Origin of the sequence: Delftia sp. K82 (assembly GCF_002193035.1) — a bacterium.
Classification (GTDB): Bacteria; Pseudomonadota; Gammaproteobacteria; order Burkholderiales; family Burkholderiaceae_C; genus Comamonas; species Comamonas acidovorans.
Map to the genome: position 1 here is coordinate 80,282 of NZ_MYFL01000008.1, position 18,395 is coordinate 98,676.

The following is an 18,395-nucleotide window of genomic DNA, read 5'->3' on the forward strand; positions in this document are numbered from 1 at the left end:
TTCTAGGTGGTCTATTTAATTGGTGTCGATGTGCAATTAAGCATTGCAATTCTCTGCAATTCGTTCAAAATTGGAACTGTCTTGCGGGAGCTGTTCATCCGGGCAGCGAGCCACAAGCGTTTGCCCTCCGGGGTCTGGAGCATCCATGTCGCCTCACCTGCCCGGCACGAAGCCGGAATCCCTTGAGATCCTTGGGAAGATCCTCCCGCCCGCGCAGATCCGCCGCTTCGAGCGCATGGACCGTATCTCGCAATGTGTGGAAGTTGCCTCGAACCTAAATGCTCGCCATCTCTACATGCAGGACTCCGAGCTGGGGGGCCAGCTTGCCGAGCTTTTGAAGCTGCTCATCCGCGAGAAGGCTGAAGCGCAGATGGAGCACTTCCACGCTTTGGACGATGCAGGAGCGATCAATGCCGGACGGCCCTTTGGCTTTGCCGAAGCACCTAAGTTGAGGCCGCGCTTTCGGGATCGAATCACCTCTCTTATCAAGCGCGGGCGGTGAGCATGGACAAGCTTTTCACGCGCGTCAGCGAACGCGCCACTGGTGCATTCCTGGTGGAGTGGCAATGGTTGCCGCACGGTGCGGCCCAACCTACGGTCGGCTCCCTGAGCTTTGAGGTCGATGCCTACCATAAGGATGATCGCGGGGCCCTGGCAGAACTTAAGGGGCTGTACTACTTGCTTGAGCACAAGCAAGTGCACGGCGAAAGGCGTCTCGGAAATGGCGTCAAGCTTTGCGTTTCAAGCGGCGCTATCCGAAAGGCGCTCGCGAAGAACGCCTTGAAGAAAACCATGTCCGGAAAGACTGACAAGGCAGCTGTTGCCAATGCGGCCACCTTCCTCGCGACCAAATACTTTGAGGCGACTGTAGAGGTTGCGCGCTGGCCAGTAGTGACGCCGAAGTCCGTTGTTCCTTGTGAAGAAGTGGAAGACCTTGGTAGGCAGTTCGACCGTATCGCCATCGACTGCCCTTTGTTGGGCGAGTCTGTCTCGCTGTCGCGGCACGCCATGCATCGATACGTCGCACGGATCGACCAGAAGCGCGACAAGCTTGATGAATCGGATTTGAGCAGCGTGGCGGACGCACGATGGACCGCTGCTTGGCGCTGGTTCGCCCGCATCTTTCCCAATCCCAGCCTTGTCCGCGCTGAATTGCTTCCGAAGGTGAAGGCGAAGTTTGAAGCCAAGTACGGCAAGGATTGCCACTACCTCCATTTCCAAGATGCGGGTGTGCTGCTTGTAGTTCGGAGAGACTCCGTGGGGCTGATCGTCGCGACGGTCATTCGCCTGTCACCCTATGAGCCGCTGATCGTGCTTCCTGATTACATGGTTGGGCAGGGCCTCGTCAAAGGGCATCTCCACCTGTCTCGTAAATAGGCATCGAGCCTAAGGTGCATCATGAAAAATTCGATTTTTCAACTGTGGCAGACGGTCGAGGCCCTCACGCCCGCTGAAGCGGCCCGCATCGACGCAGCTGATCCGATTTCCCCCGTGTACGGGCTGGCGATTGATAGTGTGATGCCTTGGGAGGATGACGCTCACCAGCGCAAGCGGATCGAGGCCGGATGGCGCTGGCAGTACATCGCTCAGTGCGGCATCTACTCCGTCGATGAAGTCTCGCGCCTTCTCGTGTCGGCTGCGTCCATGCCTGAACTCCCATGGCAGGAGCGATTGGGAGCTCGGTCACGCCTTTTCGATCTGGCGATGGACAGCAATGGATACCCCATCGCACATACATTCGCACTTTCGCTAGCCGCCTGGGCGAGCGGCCTGCTGATCCGCGAGCGGGGAGATGTTGAGAGTCTCTTAAGTGGCGGGGTGTCGCGGCTTGAGGGACTTCCGGTGCCAGGCAACACGCTTCCAGAGGTTCGAAGTGGCTATGCGGGCTTTGACATGCTCTCGATGGCGCTGATGCAACTGGTAGCGGACCAGGTCGAATGCATGCGAGAGGAAGCGCGCCCTGCTGGAGTGGCTTGGCTTGCGCAACTCGCTCATGAGGTGGCTGAGCGTCTGGGCATCCCTTTGATCGCTTTCGACAAGCGGGCTCCGCTGCGTGTTCGTTCTGTGCGCGTCAGGGTAGCAACGCAAGACATCGACTCCTCCGCCAAGCCCAGTGCCCCGGACATTCTTACAAGTTTCTTTGTGGAGGACCTCGGTCGTGCGGAGGCTGCCTTCTCTACGGGCAAAGCAGGAAAGGGGCTGAGTCAGTTCATTGCGGCTGGCACGGGTAATTTCGAAGTTGATCGAGTTGATGTGCGTGATGAGGACTGTGCCGAGGTAGTGCTCGACCGCATCCGCCCGGACAGGATCCCCGTTGGTAGGTGGCCCTCGGACCACGCCTTGGTCTTCAGCCAGCAGCTGGCAGTGAACGAAGCCGTCTCAACGCTGGGCGATGACGCTGGGCTGTTCGCGGTTAACGGGCCGCCTGGTACCGGTAAGACGACGCTGTTGCGAGACGTGGTAGCGTCAGTCGTAACCCAGCGAGCCATGCAAATGGTCAAGTCGCGTACGCGGAAGTTCATGGACAAGCAGGTCTTCAAACTATCCGGGGTGTCGCTACCCTTCTACAAGATGCACGAGTGCCTTCAGGGCTCCTCGATCGTCGTAGCGTCTAGCAACAACGGGGCCGTCGAGAACGTGTCTCTTGAGCTCCCGGGCGCCCAGGCCGTGTCTCAACGAGTCAACCCGTCGTATTTCCCCGAGATTGCGTCGAGAATCATCGGTAAGCCCGCATGGGGTCTGCTGGCCGCGCCCCTCGGTAAGCGCTCGAACCGCAGCGAGTTCCTGAGCCGCTTCTGGTGGGGCGAGAGTCGTTCCGCAGATCCTGACTCCGAAAAGGCACCCGGCTTGCGCGAGCTGCTGCGCTCCATTCAACAAGGTGTGTTGTCGCCGCGCATTTCCTGGGATGACGCTGCAGCAAAGTTCAAGGAAGCTGTGGAATGCGAAGAGCAAATTCGCGCCAAGATGCTGGCGCTGTCAAAGTTGCCTGAGCATGTTGCCCACATCACACTTCGACTGAACAGTGACCAAGCGGCACTCACTCACATTGAGGAGCAGCTTTATGAGCGGGAGTCAGTGTCCCAGGCTCTACGAGTTCAATCCAGCCTCGCTAACAAAGACCTGTGGGCTGCGGTAGAGGCGGTCAACCGGGCAGAAACGGCTCAGAAACTCCATTCCCTTACTAAGCCCGGTGCACTCGCTTGGATGGCGACATTGGGGCTGGCAGCCCGGGAATGGGGTGAGAGAAGCCAGGCGCTTCATAAGGAAAGCCATGCAGCACGCCAAGCTGCCATCGCCAAGCAAGCCGCACTCGATGCGATCACTTCTGAAATGGAGCAACTCAACGCACACATCGAGGCACTTACCAAGCGACAGAATCTGCTGGCAGAAGCGATTGATGCAGCCGAGGCCAACTTGGAAACACACGAATCCAAGTTGCGCGCTGCGATCAGCGAGTTGGGCTCCAACTGGCCGATGATCAACGTCGATCCATCGCAGCGTGAGCATTCCTCGCCCTGGGCCCACCCGGCATGGCTGAAAGCCCGCGAAGAGGTGTTCCTGGCTGCCCTGGACGTTCACCGAGCCTTCATCGAGTCGCACCCTACTCAGATGATCGCCAACCTTGGCCTCGCAAGCGATTGGTTGAATGGCAAGCCTATGCCGCACGACCTGGCTAAGCTGGCGCTGGACTCGCTATGTCTTGTTGTACCTGTGATTTCCACCACTTTCGCGTCGATGCCGCGCATGTTCGCCAGCGTTGGTGGCCAGGCGATCGGATGGCTGCTGATCGATGAGGCGGGGCAGGCCGCTCCATCGCATGCCGCTTGTGCGATCTGGCGTGCGCGCCGCACTGTCATCGTGGGTGATCCCCGCCAGCTTGAGCCCGTCTCCACCATACCAGTGGAGGTGGAAGACATGCTCGCAAAAACGCTGAAGGTCGAAGACGGGTGGCTCCCCAGCCGCGTATCAGCTCAGAGTTTGGCTGATCGCTCTGCACGTCTTGGCACTTTCATTCCTGATGAGGCTGGCGAGAAGATCTGGGTCGGATGCCCCTTGCGACTTCACCGTCGCTGCGATGAGCCAATGTTCACGGTCAGCAACACAATTGCCTACGGCGGCATGATGGTCCATGGCAAGCCTGCCGGCACCCCAAACAACTTGCCACCCAGTGGATGGCTTGATGTGCAGGGCGTGGTTGCGGCGGGCCATTGGATCGTCGAAGAAGAGGCCTGCTTGCGTAAACTGGTTGCGGGCATCCTCGGCAATGGAGCCCATGCAAATGAAATTGCGATGATTTCTCCTTTCCGAGATTGCGCACAGAACCTTCGCCACGTCGCGCGCGAGATGGGCGTTGACGGCGGCAAGGTGGGCACGGTACATACGGCACAAGGGCGAGAAGCGGATGTGGTCATACTTGTGCTGGGTGGGGACCCGCGCCTGCCGGGGGCGAAGGCTTGGGCTGCAAGTAAGCCCAATCTATTGAACGTCGCCAACTCACGGGCGAAGAAGCGCCTATACGTGATCGGTGACCGCAGTCTCTGGCAGAGGCAAAACTATTTTTCAGTACTGGCCGATAGCCTGCCTGTCCTCAACACGGCGGACATCAACGTGTGCCGCTAGCGCTACTCTTCCGACGGGTCCGCGTCCTTTGAAGACGGCACGGGCACTGAAAGGATGTCGGCGATGCTCGCATCGCCAGGACTGTCCATTCCGACACCTGGTTTCACGATGTCATCCCAGCCAGTCTTTTTGCCATAACGGGCCTCTAGGATTGCCAAGTGAAGGGCCTCCCTACAACGCAGCACAAAGCCCTTTGTGAGGAGGTCAAACTTCTCTGGAGCTTCCTCGCGAAGTTTGCGCAGGGCTTCGGCGAGCTCATTGATCTTCTTCTCCGCAGGGCTGACCTCAAGGGGGGGCGGACTGTTCGCTCTCAGCATGCCCCCTTCGCCGGTAAGCAGCCAGTTCATATTGATGCCATGCGAATAGAGGAGCGTTAGGTGCGAAGTTGTGAGCGCGTTAAGTCCTAATTCATACCTGCGAAGGGTTGCTTTGTTCACATCCAGCTGTGTAGCGAGATCATTCTGTGTGAGCCTCATGCTCCTTCGCCAAGCGCGAAGGCGCTCTCCGATCGCTATGGAGCCGAAATTTGGAGCTTCACTAGGGTCCGCTTCATGTGACCCAGGAAAGTTACTTTTTTGCATCTTTTTTAAGGAGCTTCAGTCAAAAAGTGACGTTTTGGCGAGCTTTTTGATACACTGCGTTTACAGATTTTTGCAGTTTGTATCTTTTAGCAGCCATGCAGGACGCAGCCATTCTTAATCGTAACTTCTTGTTGCAAGCCCGTGAAGCCGCGAAAAAGCCCGAAGGTGGGCTTACCACGGGGCTTTCACCCACGATGTTGAAACGCATCGGAGACATGACCAACGCCGAGATCGAGCAGTTCTCTCAGCTTCTTCCGATAACTATGTTCACGCTTCGCGTGGACCCCGCCGCGCTTGATCGAATTCTTGAAACCAGCAAGACCAAGCCAGCCGCTGCAGCAAGCTACCTCGTCAGCGCCCTGGCAAGGTGACAGGTAAAAGATGCTTGAGCAGATCGCCTCTTGGGTGGTGGCCAAAGATCTCATTGAAGCAAAGCTTCGGCTCACCATAGTTCACTCGCTGACTGGTTTGTCGATTCCGCAGTTGAGAAATCTGTGGCGCGACATCCACCACGACATCCCTCGGAAGGGCAAGCTGCCCGAGTCGTCACTCTCGTTCATGTCGAACCGCACCGAGGCGGCGACCCTATCAGCCTTCGTCGGTGTCCACTTGCAGTTGTTCGGCGAGCCCTCCAGCAAGCCGGAGCACTTGCTCCAATCCTGGCGTGCGCACCGGGAGATCCTGGGCGAGCTGGACATCAATGCTGCCTACTTCGCGCTCCGTGACGTGCGCACCCAAATTGTCAACTTTATCCGCTGTGGCGGATGTGAGGGGCAATACATACATGACGCTGGCTCCTACCTGACAAGTCGCTGTCCCCACTGCGGGACCAACCCCATCGGCTAAATCCACAATGAGCCTGTTCAAAACGTTGCGTTCCTGGTGGGGCTCGACGGGCGATGCTACGGTTCAGAAGGTCGACACGACCCAAATCGACCTCGAAGTCCCGCGCTATCCACCTTTCGTCAAAGGCCTGCCGGCAGTTGCACCGGAGCGCCTGATCCAGTCTCAGGACGAGCTATTGTTACAGCTGGCTCGGGTGGTGACCGTGAGCAAGCCGCTCTACGAGCAGCACTACCTCGGAGTGCTTCGGCGCTTTGTCTCCTACTGCCACCTTTTGCCCGCATCACAGGCCCATCACCACAGGGGCGCGGGGGGCTTGCTTCGCCACTCGATCGAGGTCGGCTTGTGGGCAGCGCAGGCTAGCGACAAACTGCTTCTGGATCTTGGGAAGACACCAGCCCAGCGCAGACAAATTGAGCCTCGATGGCAGCTCACGGCGTTTGTTGCTGGGCTTTGCCATGACGTGGGCAAACCGGCTATCGACCTCGTGGTGACAAGTCATGATCGCACCAAAGTTTGGAAGCCACTGACTGAGAACCTGTCGGACTGGACTTCTGCAAACAAGATTTCTGCCTATTTCCTTGATTGGCGGGTAGGGCGTGCCAAGCAGCACGTGGTGCTGTCAAACCTTATCGCCGATCGCATCATCGGCTCAGAGACGCTGGCGTGGATCGACGAGGGCGGAACTGAACTGGTGGTGTGGCTCATGGAGTCACTTAACGCGAATCCTGGGGCCCGGAACCCCCTCTACGATCTGGTGGTGAAGTCGGATCAGGCAAGCGTCGAGCGTGACATGAAGTCACTTGGCGTTGCAATGGCTGGATACGAGCTCGGGGTGCCGGTAGAACGCCACTTGACCGACATCATGCGACGCTTGATCCGCGAGGGTGTCTGGCAGGTGAACGAGCCAGGCGCGCGCGTTTGGAACATTGACGGTTCGATTTTCCTGGTATGGCCAGCGGCAGGCGATGAGATCGCCAGCAAGGTCAGAGAAGATGGGGCGCAAGGTATGCCGCGCACCGGCGATGGAGTCCTCGACATGCTCGTGGAACGCCATTTGGCCTTCTTGCGAGATCATGATGATGGCGATCGTTTCTGGAAGGTCGCTCCAGAGGTTCTGGAGGCCAAATTCAACAAGAGGGTTGTTCTCACATGTGTGCGTCTGAAAGACGACGCGATGATTTCCTCGGTGCCCCTTGCGTCAGTGCCAGGGGTGGTAACGAACGGCCCGAATACCCAGCCTGTCGAAGCTGTGCACGAGGAGATTCCGGAGCCTCAAGCACAGCCCAGCTGCGCTGCTGCAGAGGCGAGGGAAGAGGAGCAAGCAGCAGAGGCGATGGAGGAGGCGGCCAAGCCCAAGAAGCCGCGCGTCTCGAAGCCGAAGCCGAGTGGCACGGAGAATGGCGGCGAGGACCCCCATGCGCCGTCGGAAGGCTCTGGGGTGCGCACCCCGGCCCAGATGGAAATCGACCCGAACACGGGCGAGATCTTCAACATAACAGTGACCAAGGCAGACGGTTCGCAGCGCCAGCTCTCGGTGCGCAAGGGGGCCTTGGCCGGCGACGGCACAAGTGGACTTTCTTCACCAGTGGCTTTGAAGCTCAAACCTAAGGAAGCCGAGTTTCAGCAAGACGACCAGGTCGCCCAAGCGGGACAAGGCGATCCGAGGGCGCTGCCAGAGCCAACAGCACCGGTAAAGAAGGCGAAGCGCCAAGGAATTGACCTCAGTGCTCCACCAACTCTGCAGTTTGATGGCGCGGTGGGGGAACTGCTCGAAGCCTTGGCCGAGGATCTGAAAAATGGCACCAAGTCCTGGGAAACTGATGCCCGGGTCGATGAGGAGGAGATGGTGCACCTCAAGTGGCCAGTTGCCTTCAGCGGCTATGGCCTTTCGGCCAAGGCCATCTTGGACGAATGCTCGTCCAAGCAGTGGCTGTGGATTGATCCCTACCGGCCAATGGTGCGGGTCATAGATTCGCTGTTCCTGGGCGAACCGTGCAAGGCTGTCAGGCTCAATCCAGAAGCGACCTATACGCTCCTGCACAAGGCAAGCTACAAGGGTGAAAGCCAAGGCCCGCTACACAAGCCGTCCAGTGCGCAGCAAGCAACCAAGTCTTCCGATCCACACGTGCACGAACAGAGCGAGGCCGCGCCTTCCCAGAATCTTGCCTCTGGCCAGGTAGCGGCGGCCGAGCAGGGGACATTGGACCTAGACGGTGGACCTCCAGCCTACCTGGACGAGATCCCCCCAATGGCTATGGATGACATGCCTGCCCCCGTGGCATTCACTGACCTTGGAGAGCTGGATGCGCCGAGGCAAGCACCCGCAAGAGCTAAACGATCCCTCAGGCCAGATACGGGAGCGAAGCAACCGGTCGCGTCCACAACCGAGCGACAGAAAGGTGATGCCCCGGTGGACTCCAAACCGGCCGCTGTGCCAAAGCCGAAGGCGGGAGAGGGATCCAAATCGTCGCAAGGCAGCGGTGGGCAAAACTCCAAGCCTTCGCTAGCTCACAAGCGGTCAACGTTGATCGCCGAGCCATTGCAGCACAAGAGCCCCTTCCAAGAGACCAAGTTTGACAAGTTCATGGCCATCGTGAAAGCTATGGATGGAACGCTGACTGGTGACGGCTGGATTTCGCTGGACCGCAAGGCGTGCATTGATGCCTGCAAGGCTCAAGGGTTAGATTTAAACCGTCGTGACCTGCAATCATTTACGGAGTATGCGAGCGACTATCTCAATATCTCCGGAGCTAGTGTTCGACTGAAAACTGCAAAGTGAGAGTTTCGGGCTCCAGGTGCTGCATGTTCTGGAGAGACACCACCGCTGCCGAAACATGGGGAGTGGTTGGTCCAGAGCTATCGAGCTGTTATCACACCCAAGCCCGCCTCCTCCAGGAAGCGCGACTCCATCCCTTCTGAGATGGCGCTGCTCAGCATGAGCGTTGAGCGGGGCCGCGTCATCCCCACATACATCAAGCGACGCTCTTCCTCTTCGGTGGAGTCGGTGTGGGGTAGGGTGCCTTCCTCGCACCCGGCGATCCACACGTTGTCCCATTCCAGGCCCTTGGAAGAGTGCAGCGTCAGCAGGTGCACCACACCTTGTTCAACGTCCTTTTCCTTCTCGCTTCTAGAAAGGATGTTGAGGCGTTGAAGCAGGCTTCCTTGAAGCCGCTCGGTGAAGATCTTCTGCATCATAGTGAGCAGCCTGCGCTGCGGCGGCTTGCAGTGGGGAGCAAGAAACGCCGTGATGCCGAACACGACTAGGTTGACACGACTCTTGCGAGCTTGCTCGGACCAAGATATGTAGCCCTCGCGCAGGGCTACCGCCAGCTTACGAGATTTATCATCTGGGGCAGAGTCGATAGCAGCATCAAACCGCGCCAGCAGATTGCCACAATTGGCGCGCGAGTGCTCGTTGACCCAGGAGTTGCTGCCTCCGCAGAACGAGATGGCGTTGGCCATACCCATCCATGAGTCAGTAGCGACGCTGCGGATCAGGCCAGAGTAAACGGCGCCCACGCCGTGCTCCCATATCGATTTGCTCCCAGCTCGCTTCACTTCTATCCCTGCCGACTTTAGGAAAATCTCGATTTCATCGAGCAGGAGGTTGGTGCGCGCTAGAACTGCCCATTCACCCATGGACTTGGGGTCAAAATCTCTCTTGGCCAGGGCGTTCGGATCGGTATCAAGTGCTGACCCGGGTTCGATACCAAGGATCGCCTTGGTAAGGGCTGTGGCTTCATCCATTCGGTCTGCGCGCCGGAAGACCTTGATGGTGCCCAATTCAGTTTTCTCGGCCTTGATGTTCTTCGCTGCACGGTTGGCATTACACGCAATGAGCTTTGCGGCGTGCATCAGGATGTTCGGAGCGCACCGGTAGTTGACGGGGAGTGACAGATCGACAGAGTTGAGGGCCATCGAGACGTCTTGCAGCCCCTCGTAGCCAAGCGCGTGGCGGAACGAGTAAAGGCTTTGGTCGTCGTCCCCAACTAGCGTTATCTGAACGCCGTTCCTCCCGTGAGCCAGGATCCATTCCATCTGCACTGCGTCCATGTCCTGGGCCTCGTCCACCAGGAGCCATCGGATAGGGAGAGGCTGGATCGATCCATCGAGCATCCCCCTGGTAGCGCGCAAAAGGATATCGCTGAAGTCCATCGCGAGGTCCGCAGCAAGTGCATCTTCATAGGCCTTAAAGATCCTCTCCATGAGGATGTCTTCGAAGACGTATGGGGTCACCGATCCTTTGGCCTGGTCAACCTCCTTGATGACATCCTCAAACTTGAGGCTCGGAGCGAAGTCTTTCCAGCAACGTCTGAGGACGGCCATGCGCTCACCGTCATTGATAAGGCGCGGCATCTTTCCTCGGCTGTTGCGACGAAGCTGGTTGAGAGCGAGGGAGTGAAACGTTCCGACAGCGATGCGCCTCGCGTGATCGGAGTGGCAGGATGCCATGATGCGCGAAAGAAGCTCAGTGGCCGCATCGCGAGTGAAGGTGACTGCAGCCAGACGGCCCAGCTCGTTGTTTGTAATGATGTGACCCTGCCTCGATTTCACGTACAGCAAGAAGTTGATAACTTCAGAGGTACGGAGAATCGAAATGAAAGAAGGCAAGCTGCCCAAGCGGCAGTACACACAGGAATTCAAGGCTGAGGCCGTCAGACTCGCGGCGTCAGTCGGCGGACACGAGGCAGCACGTCGCCTGGGCGTGCCGGTGGCAACGTTGGGCAACTGGTCCAGGCGAGGTGTCGCAGCGAGCGGCGGCAGTGGCGCGGCTGTGCCGCCCACCGAGGCGCCTGCGCGCCGCCCCGTGAGTGAACTGGAGGCGGAGAACAGCCGCCTGCGCAGAGAACTGGCCGACGCGAAGCTGGATGTGGAAGTCCTTCGAAAAGCGACGGCGTACTTCGCCAGGGGGTCGCGATGAAGTACGCCTGGATCGACGAGCATCGCGACCAATACACCGTCAGTCGGCTTTGCCGCGTGCTGCAGGTGTCTCGCAGCGGCTACTGCCAATGGCGCGTGCGCCCGCCCAGTCCCAACACGCTGGCCAACCAGGCTCTGGACGCCAAGGTGGCGGCCATCCACGATGCCAGCCGTCGAAGCTATGGCCGCCCTCGGATCGTTCACAAGCTGCGCCAGCAGGGAGAGGTCGTCAGCGCCGAGCGAGTGCGAAAGAGCCTGCGGCGCCAGGGCCTGCGCCCGGTGTACAGAAAGCCGTTCGTGACGACCACCGACTCGGCGCACCGTTTGCCGGTGGCGCCGAATCTGCTGGATCGGCGCTTTGATGGTTGGCAGAGCGACCAGGCGTGGGTGGCGGACATCACGTACGTGCCCACCTGCGAGGGCTGGCTGTACCTGGCCGCCGTGCTGGACCTGGCCAGTCGGCGCATCGTCGGCTGGTCGATGTCCGAGACCATCGACGCCACGCTGGTGTGCTCCGCTTTGAAGTCGGCATGGTGGCTGCGCAAACCTGCCAAGGGGCTGCTGGTCCACACCGACCGCGGGTCGCAGTATGCCGGCGGGCGCTACCGGGCACTGGCCGCCGAGCTGGGCATCACGATGTCCATGAGCAGGAAGGCCAATGCCTGGGACAACGCGCCGATGGAGAGCTTCTTCAAGACGCTGAAGGTCGAGCGCATCCATCAGGTACGCTACGACACGCGAGCGCAGGCCAGGCTGGACATAGTCGATTGGATCGAGGGCTGGTACAACCGCCAGCGCCTGCACTCGGCCAACGGCTTCCTGCCCCCAGTGACCTGGGAGAACGCTCGTTTGGCTGCATGACTTGGTGTACGTGGAAACGAGGCAGGGTCAATGTGACCAGCGCGAGCTGTGAGTACGCGGGTCTTGCCTGAGCCGGGGCAGGCGAGGATGGTGCAATGCCCCGGCGTGAGGACGGCTCGCTCTTGGAAGCTGTTCAGCTCCACGAGTGCGTCAGGCGACTGCCAGGGCAGGCCCTGCTTCCGCCGATGGAGCAGCAACAGAAGTTGGAGCGGGATCCGCTTCGACATCGGTGGCAGCTGCTACTGGCGGCTCGGCCCCGGGTTCGAGTTGGGTGCCCTTGCGGGGGTCAGCTGCGTTGGGGATGCCGTTTCGCTGCGAAGATGCTTGGGCACGAAACACCAGAATGCGAGCCTTGCCGCAAGTGCGCAGGAGAAGGCTTTTCGCGTCGTAGGCGCTTTTGCTGCGTGCGCGGTCGCTAATGAGCGTGGCCATCCAGAGCATATCCAGATAGATGCACAGCTTGTCCAGCAGCAGCAGCAACTCGTGAAACCGCCGCTCGCGTGGGGAGGACATCTGCATTTCGTACTCCATCGGGTGGGTGTACTCCACATCAGTTGCGCCATCCAGGTCCACGCCGTTGTTGTCAGCGACGGTTTTCAGGCGAGTCATCTCTTGCTTCATGGAATCCGAGCAGATGCCCATAAGGCGATCTACCTCGGCATCCACCGTGAGACATTCTTCTTCACGCTTGAAGTTGCGCATGGTGACGCTGAGCGTGATGACGGTTTCAGACCAGAGCTCGTGAGCTCGCTCATACATCTCCTGAGCGTGTCGCGTCTGCAGCTTGAGCTTCTGCTTGAGGAATGGCATCGACTCCTTGCTCATCCGCTGCAGGCGCTGCTTCTGTTGCTTCACAAACCAGGGCTCGAAGGGAGGTTGATCGCGGTTGCGGCGCGCTCCATCGCCAGCCCTTGCCACGGCCTGGGGCTGGGATCCTTCTTGGGTGGATGGTTGAGCATTCGTCGCGGATGGCGTTGAGGCCTCGCTGGTATCGGTGGCAGCTGCTTGCGGCTTGCGGGGCGAGCGGGGCGCGCGCTGGGGCTTTGGTGAGGCCTCCGCAGAGGCTTTAGGCGCCTCGGTTTGAGCTTCGGCAGTGGCTTCGGTCACTTCAGCCATGTGTACTCCTAGGGTTGGACAACGGTCAGACGATGGTACGAAGCAGCCCTGTTAAAAATGGGGCGAAAAGCTTTCGATTCCGCAGTTGTTCAAAGAAAAGAGTGGCGAGGTGGTGAAGCTCCCCCGGCTTGTTGACATCCCAGAGAACTCGACGGTACCATCGGGCCACCTTTGAGCGATGTGCGTAACGCCGTCCTCTTGTATGCGGAGCTGGCCTCATCAAACTAATCCAGTAGTTGTTCCAGGTGAACAACCAGTGCGGCAAAAGCTGTTCTGTTGAACTTTTATCGAACACCGTAATGCGTGTTCTTACGTTGCCTAGCAACGATTGGAGCGAAGCTCCCAACCCTCATGCTGCGGGTTATTGCAGTTGGATTGGGAGCGCGAGTAAGACCTGGACTTCATCCCGTTGGGATGTTGATGGGCGTCCGCTGCAATCCTGCCTTCGATGGCACACCAACGTGAAGAGCTTGACCCCAGAAGGGCTTCTCTTCCCGCCCCGCGTGATGCGGGCCGGTTTTTCACTCACCAAAATCTCTAACGTCGTAATGGCGTTTTTGTGTTTTCGTGCGTGCCAAACATTGCTTGTCTCACAGGACAAGCGATGCAGTCCCATCTTCGGATGGGTTTCAACGTCCTTGGGATGCTATTCCCAAGGGGGAGTGGCATTTCCTTGGGCATTTTCTCTCAAAGGAAACACCATGACTCTCGTTCTCGTTGCTTGCTGCATCTCTGGCTACATGATTAGCCGTCCTTTGGTACGGGCGTTCGGTCTGTAATCACCTTCAGTGAATCGTGGGCTTAGGCCCACGATTCATTTCAGTCTGTGGGTACCCCGCAGGCCAGAGAGTTCTAAAAGCGAATTCTCTGGCCTGCGGGGTGCTGCGGACTTCAAAGTCCCGTGAAGCACTCTGTGGGGTTTCTCAACCATCACAGGGGTCAATCATGGATCTGGTATTTCCGCTTTCTCTTTGCATCGTGGCTGGTCTTGTGATCAGCAGCCCTCTCATCCGCGCAATGCGTCGCTGATGGAGGCGCCGTGAAAACACACGAACCAGAAAAGCACCCAGTTGTTAGCGCTGTTATGAGAGCGCTCCCGATTCGCTCCGCAGTTGAACTCCATGCCAGGCTCAAGTCCGGCGAAGAGAGTTCTCCAGCGTTGCGCGCCGCAGTGCGTAATGCAGTGCGAAAAGCAGGGAAGGTTCTCAAAGATGCTTGAAGACGCCGCCTTCGCGCCCGCCGTGGCGCGAGGCGGTAGTTCTCTCGTATGAGCCCTATGCCGGGTTCATACGAGAGAATTGCATGCTGCTACGGTAATCGAGTAGCTTCAATGGGTCGCTGCCCCGCCACATGGCATTCAGCAAACACTGTCACGAAAGTGATCTTTTTAACCCTGTCGGGGCATTCCCGCAGGGGGAGTGCCTCGTCCTCTTGGAGGTACTCTATGTCTGACGATTTGAGCATGTTCATCGACATGCCCGCTGACGAATACCACAGCGACCCCGCCGTGGTAGGGCATTCGGCACTTGTTTCGCTCCTTCACTCTCCCAAGCACTATTACGCTGATCTGCAACGTGGCCGCAAGGTTACGCCTGCAATGGAATTCGGAACCGCGTTTCATACGCAGGTTCTTGAGCCAGAGCGCTTTGCAGTAGAGTTCGTAGTCAAGCCCAAGTTCGATCTTCGGACGACCGTGGGTAAGGAGAACAGCGCAGCCTGGGATGCAGAAAACCCGGGGAAAACGATTATTTCTGAAGCCGACAAGGAGTCGATCGAAGGAATGTTCGCTGCGCTGTGTGAGAGAGACGATATCACTCTGAAGATCCGCAACAGCTACCGTGAGAAAAGCTTTTTCTGGACTGATGAAGATACCGGCATTGAGTGCCGCATCCGACCAGATTTGCTGATTTTCGATGAGATAACCGGCGAGATCATCGGCGCTGCCGACTTGAAGTCCGCACAGAACGCATCTAAAGCCAAGTTCGCCAGGGAAATTGGTGACCGAGGCTACGACTTGCAGGCAGCGTTCTACTCGGACGCTATCAGCGAGGCGCTCGGCCGCCGTATCCCATTCTTTCTCATCGCGGTGGAAAGCTCGTACCCCCATGGCGTCGCCTCCTATGAAGTTGGCCCCGTCACGATGGAGGTTGGGCGAAAGAAGTACCGGACAGCTTTGCAGCTGCTGCAGTGGTGTCGTGAAAACGCCCGCTGGCCAAGCTATCAGCTCGGTGATTCGGAAGTGATCGAGGTTCCCTCTTGGTACGCACGTAGCGTCCTGGAAGAGGCAATCTAAGCGCGGGCCAGGCCTGCGAAAAAATCAGCGGGCCTAGAGGCCTTTTTGAAGCCCACGCGGGGAGCGTCACCCTGCATGGGGTGGTGTTCCCCTATTTTTTGGAGAAACACCATGTCTCAGTTGATGGGAAACATCCGCCGCACCACATCGGCTGCGGGCGGCGCCAGCGCCGAGATCTACAACCTTGACTTCCCCCGGTTACTGGAAAAGCACAAGGGTGCGATCGAGCGCGCATTGCCGAACCACCTTTCCGTGGACCGGATCATGCGTGTCGCACTCACGGCCTACCGCAAAAATGACTCGCTCGCAAAGTGCCAGCCGATCAGCGTCGTGGCAGCCGTGGTCCAGGCGTCGCAGCTTGGACTGGAGTTGCATCAAAACGGCGAGGCATTCCTGGTCCCGTACGAAGATGAGTGCCAGCTGATCCCCGGCTACAAGGGCCTGATGAAGCTGGTTCGCAATTCCGGCCTTGTGCGCGACATCTTTGCGCATGAGGTCCGGATCAACGACTTCTTCGACTATGACTTGGGTGCCGCTCGCAGGTTGGTACACAAGCCGATGGCAGGGGAAGGCAACTTCCCAGCGCCAGACAGCAGTCGAGGGAAGGTGGTTGGCTACTATGCCGTGGCTTTGCTGCACGATGGAACGCCCACCTTTGTGATGAAGCACCAGCTCGACGTTGACGCGATCCGCGACGCGACTCGCGGCTATGCGGCTGCGAAGCGGAGAGGTAACACCACGCCTTGGGACACTCATCCTGTGGCCATGGGCAAGAAGACCCTTATCCGCCTCCTGTGCAACTCTCAACTACCGATGTCGGCTGAACTGCAGATCGCGCTGCAGCTCGACAAGGCTGACCTGATGGGCGTGAAGCAAGGGATCCAGCTGGAGCAAGCAGCTGACGGGTCCTATGAGCCGCCAGCATTCGACAACCTTCCACCTGTGGAGGTTGGCGACGGTAACGATGGGGCTCGACAGCCTGCCCAAAGCAGGCCCGCTTCCCGTGGTTCTCAAGGCCCACGTCCTGAGCGCGAGGCTACGGAGAGAGCGCCGCAACCTCCCGCAGAGCGACCGCAACGGACCGCTTCGCCCGTGAGGCCTGCAGCGGCCCCTCGAACGCCAGCGCCCCAACCAGCGCCTGCATCCACTAGGTCTGGGACTCCTCGCCCCCCCCAGAGCGAAGCCCAACCCCAGCACCAGGATCGACTCAAGTCGAGAGCGGAGCAAGAGTTGGACAACGAGCTGGCGAGCATGCGCAGTTGCCGCGAGATGGTCGATCTTGATGAGATCGTCATCAGGCTGGAGGCGCGCTACTCTGGCGCGCCATTGGAACTGATCAACCGCACGTACGATGAAATGCGAACGCAGCTCAACCCGACGCGCCGCGATCTTTTCACCACGGCCTGATGGCCCGTAAACACCCCCCATGGCTTCGGCCAGTGGGGGCTGTTTTTCAGCAGACATTGAACGCAGTGTGTGCCGAAAAACAGTTTTTCATCCTCCGCCGTAATGGCCTTGGATAAAAAAGGTAGCTCGCCTTCCCCAAGCAGCAAATCAATCACTTTCTTAACCCTTGGGGGCATGTTTCCCCTATGGGGAAGCATGTCTCCTTTCTCAGTGGAGGAACCATGTTTTTTGAAAAGAAAATCGATACACGTAGCAGAGAGTCGGTGGCGAAGTTCCTACTTGATCATTTCCGCTACTACACGATGTCTTCTGTGAATCGTTCTACAAGCTATGCCAATTGCGTGAAGGTCAACCGACTTGGCTTGACAGGATCTGCTTTGGAAAAAGCCTACGAGTTCATCTCGGTGGAAGATTACTGGGACGAAATTTCCAGGCCTATCCGTGATTTCGAGCGCGAAATGATGGGCGCTTACACCATTGGCACCATTGGCCGCTCGGCTGGCTATTTGGTACTGTTCGAGTCTGAGATCTACGATCCTGGCTACAAGAGCACGTGTCCGAAGTGTGGCCAGCTGAACTATCAACTGGTCAGCCCAGCCAGCCATTCCTGTGGCGTTTGCAGGGCCGAGCGGAGGAACCTGAAAGCGCCGCTTCGTTGGACTCGTACCAAAAGCAGCTCGATCGACCAAGGCATGACGATGGATGACTTCATGGACATGTCCTTGACCGGGCTGAAGGATCGCGCGGACCTCGTGCTCTCCTTTGACCGCGCCTGCGATCGCGTCCGCAATGAGTTCATCAGTGCAATCGAAAAGTACATGGTTGTCGAAGAAACGGTCATGGTTCCGACACGGGTCCGCCGTCTCGAACGCATGTGAGCCCGCATGAAACTCGTTTTTTGCGCCGTCACTCAGGGCTACAAGGGCTGCTTCATCCACCAACACACGGATGGCACGTTCACGTGGCAAGACCGGCATCTCGTTTCTCGACCAGCTAAATCATGGCGTGCTGCTCAGATGGCTATTACGGCCAGCCTGAAATGATGACCTTAACCCCGTAGGGAGTCCTCTCGGCCTCTCATTGGAGATTCAAAATGAGTTTTTCGCTCAACAAGCAAATGATCGTTGGCAACCTCGGACGTGATCCTGAAATCATCCAAAGAGGCGATTTCAGGATCGGTGTTCTCAATGTAGCAACGACCGAGTCATGGAAGGACAAGGCGACCGACGAGTGGAGGAATCTTGTCACCTGGCATCGCGTGATCCTGCGCAATGGCGACGTTGACTATGCGGAAAAGAACCTCCGCAAGGGAGACTCCGTGTACGTCGAGGGTGTCACCCGCCATCGAGCGTGGAAGGACAGTGATGAGCAGGAGCGCATCACCACGGAAATCAACGCGCAGGAGCTGCGACTGCACGCAAGGGCTACGTCGCGTAGCGCCGATGCACCTTCTTTGGCGCGTCGCAATGCGGCTCCGACTGGGCCTCAGAGTCAACCTCAACAGGATGGCGATGAGCGCCCTGAAGGGCCTGCCCATAGCGGCCATGACGAGGCTTACGGCGACCCTACGCGAACCGTCTTCTAAGGGACGTAGCTGTGAGCGTGCTGCGTAGTCGTCAATCCATCTAGCGGCAGCGCCGCAATTTCGTCCCAGCCGGGAAACCATCCCGGTTGGGGTGGTGTATCGGCTGGCTTTCCTTCCGAGTCGGGGCATACCTAAATGTCCCACTGGGCGTTTTGGTATGCCTCGA

The 18,395-nt window shown here is 58.4% G+C and carries 14 protein-coding genes and 1 pseudogene; 11 read left to right on the forward strand and 4 right to left on the reverse strand.

What is annotated here, in order from left to right; genetic code table 11:
- The first annotated feature begins 145 nt into the window (after nucleotides 1-145).
- Genes KDK82_RS30135 through KDK82_RS30145 form a run of 3 tightly spaced genes read left to right on the forward strand, consistent with a single transcriptional unit; the run spans nucleotide 146 to nucleotide 4,620 of the window.
- The gene (locus KDK82_RS30135; RefSeq protein ID WP_046987147.1) at nucleotides 146-502 is read left to right on the forward strand and encodes a hypothetical protein; all 357 of its coding nucleotides are present in this window, start codon (nucleotides 146-148) and stop codon (nucleotides 500-502) included.
- Between the two features lie 2 nt (nucleotides 503-504).
- The gene (locus tag KDK82_RS30140) at nucleotides 505-1,377 is read left to right on the forward strand and encodes a hypothetical protein (RefSeq protein WP_088167055.1); all 873 of its coding nucleotides are present in this window, start codon (nucleotides 505-507) and stop codon (nucleotides 1,375-1,377) included.
- Nucleotides 1,378-1,398: 21 nt separating this feature from the next.
- Nucleotides 1,399-4,620 carry an ATP-binding protein gene (locus KDK82_RS30145; RefSeq protein WP_088167056.1) on the forward strand — a complete coding sequence of 1,074 codons (3,222 nt, stop codon included), beginning with the start codon at nucleotides 1,399-1,401 and terminating at the stop codon, nucleotides 4,618-4,620.
- Between the two features lie 2 nt (nucleotides 4,621-4,622).
- On the opposite strand, the gene KDK82_RS30150 is transcribed toward KDK82_RS30145, so the two are convergent.
- Nucleotides 4,623-5,201, reverse strand: a complete 579-nt coding sequence (locus tag KDK82_RS30150) for a helix-turn-helix domain-containing protein (RefSeq protein ID WP_088167057.1) — start codon at nucleotides 5,199-5,201, stop codon at nucleotides 4,623-4,625.
- Nucleotides 5,202-5,296: 95 nt separating this feature from the next.
- Here KDK82_RS30150 and KDK82_RS30155 point away from each other — a divergent pair, with 95 nt between their 5' ends.
- From KDK82_RS30155 to mobH, 3 genes are read left to right on the forward strand one after another with little or no spacing between them, the layout of a single operon-like run.
- Nucleotides 5,297-5,572, forward strand: coding sequence for a hypothetical protein (locus tag KDK82_RS30155; RefSeq protein ID WP_065345261.1), 276 nt, complete (start codon nucleotides 5,297-5,299; stop codon nucleotides 5,570-5,572).
- Nucleotides 5,573-5,582: 10 nt separating this feature from the next.
- Entirely contained in the window at nucleotides 5,583-6,047 is a 465-nt protein-coding gene (locus KDK82_RS30160) for a FlhC family transcriptional regulator (protein ID WP_046989155.1), read from the forward strand.
- 7 nt (nucleotides 6,048-6,054) lie between these two features.
- Nucleotides 6,055-8,826, forward strand: coding sequence for a MobH family relaxase (gene mobH, locus KDK82_RS30165; protein ID WP_088167058.1), 2,772 nt, complete (start codon nucleotides 6,055-6,057; stop codon nucleotides 8,824-8,826).
- 77 nt (nucleotides 8,827-8,903) lie between these two features.
- On the opposite strand, the gene KDK82_RS30170 is transcribed toward mobH, so the two are convergent.
- Entirely contained in the window at nucleotides 8,904-10,601 is a 1,698-nt protein-coding gene (locus KDK82_RS30170; RefSeq protein WP_256974584.1) for an ATP-dependent helicase, read from the reverse strand.
- 43 nt (nucleotides 10,602-10,644) lie between these two features.
- Here KDK82_RS30170 and KDK82_RS30175 point away from each other — a divergent pair.
- Nucleotides 10,645-11,828 (forward strand): IS3 family transposase gene (locus KDK82_RS30175; protein WP_088165044.1). Its coding sequence is split into 2 segments (ribosomal slippage): nucleotides 10,645-10,936 and nucleotides 10,936-11,828, totalling 1,185 coding nucleotides; the frame shifts between segments, so codons are not numbered across the junction.
- 50 nt (nucleotides 11,829-11,878) lie between these two features.
- On the opposite strand, the pseudogene KDK82_RS33510 reads toward KDK82_RS30175, so the two are convergent.
- Nucleotides 11,879-12,055: pseudogene (locus KDK82_RS33510) on the reverse strand (hypothetical protein); the annotation flags it as partial.
- Complete coding sequence (locus tag KDK82_RS30180; protein WP_143343560.1) at nucleotides 11,979-12,944, reverse strand: hypothetical protein; 966 nt, start codon at nucleotides 12,942-12,944, stop codon at nucleotides 11,979-11,981. The gene KDK82_RS30180 and the pseudogene KDK82_RS33510, both read right to left, overlap by 77 nt.
- A gap of 1,444 nt (nucleotides 12,945-14,388) precedes the next feature.
- On the opposite strand from KDK82_RS30180, the gene KDK82_RS30185 reads away from it, so the two are divergent.
- From KDK82_RS30185 to KDK82_RS30200, 4 genes are all read left to right on the forward strand, one after another.
- Nucleotides 14,389-15,237 carry a PD-(D/E)XK nuclease-like domain-containing protein gene (locus KDK82_RS30185; protein WP_218827107.1) on the forward strand — a complete coding sequence of 283 codons (849 nt, stop codon included), beginning with the start codon at nucleotides 14,389-14,391 and terminating at the stop codon, nucleotides 15,235-15,237.
- 111 nt (nucleotides 15,238-15,348) lie between these two features.
- Nucleotides 15,349-16,644, forward strand: a complete 1,296-nt coding sequence (locus tag KDK82_RS30190) for a recombinase RecT (protein ID WP_179218014.1) — start codon at nucleotides 15,349-15,351, stop codon at nucleotides 16,642-16,644.
- A 221-nt stretch (nucleotides 16,645-16,865) separates the two neighbouring features.
- Nucleotides 16,866-17,522 carry a hypothetical protein gene (locus tag KDK82_RS30195; protein ID WP_143343561.1) on the forward strand — a complete coding sequence of 219 codons (657 nt, stop codon included), beginning with the start codon at nucleotides 16,866-16,868 and terminating at the stop codon, nucleotides 17,520-17,522.
- Between the two features lie 215 nt (nucleotides 17,523-17,737).
- On the forward strand, nucleotides 17,738-18,229 hold the full coding sequence (locus tag KDK82_RS30200; RefSeq protein ID WP_088167064.1) for a single-stranded DNA-binding protein: 492 nt from the start codon (nucleotides 17,738-17,740) through the stop codon (nucleotides 18,227-18,229).
- The last annotated feature ends 166 nt before the right edge of the window (nucleotides 18,230-18,395 follow it).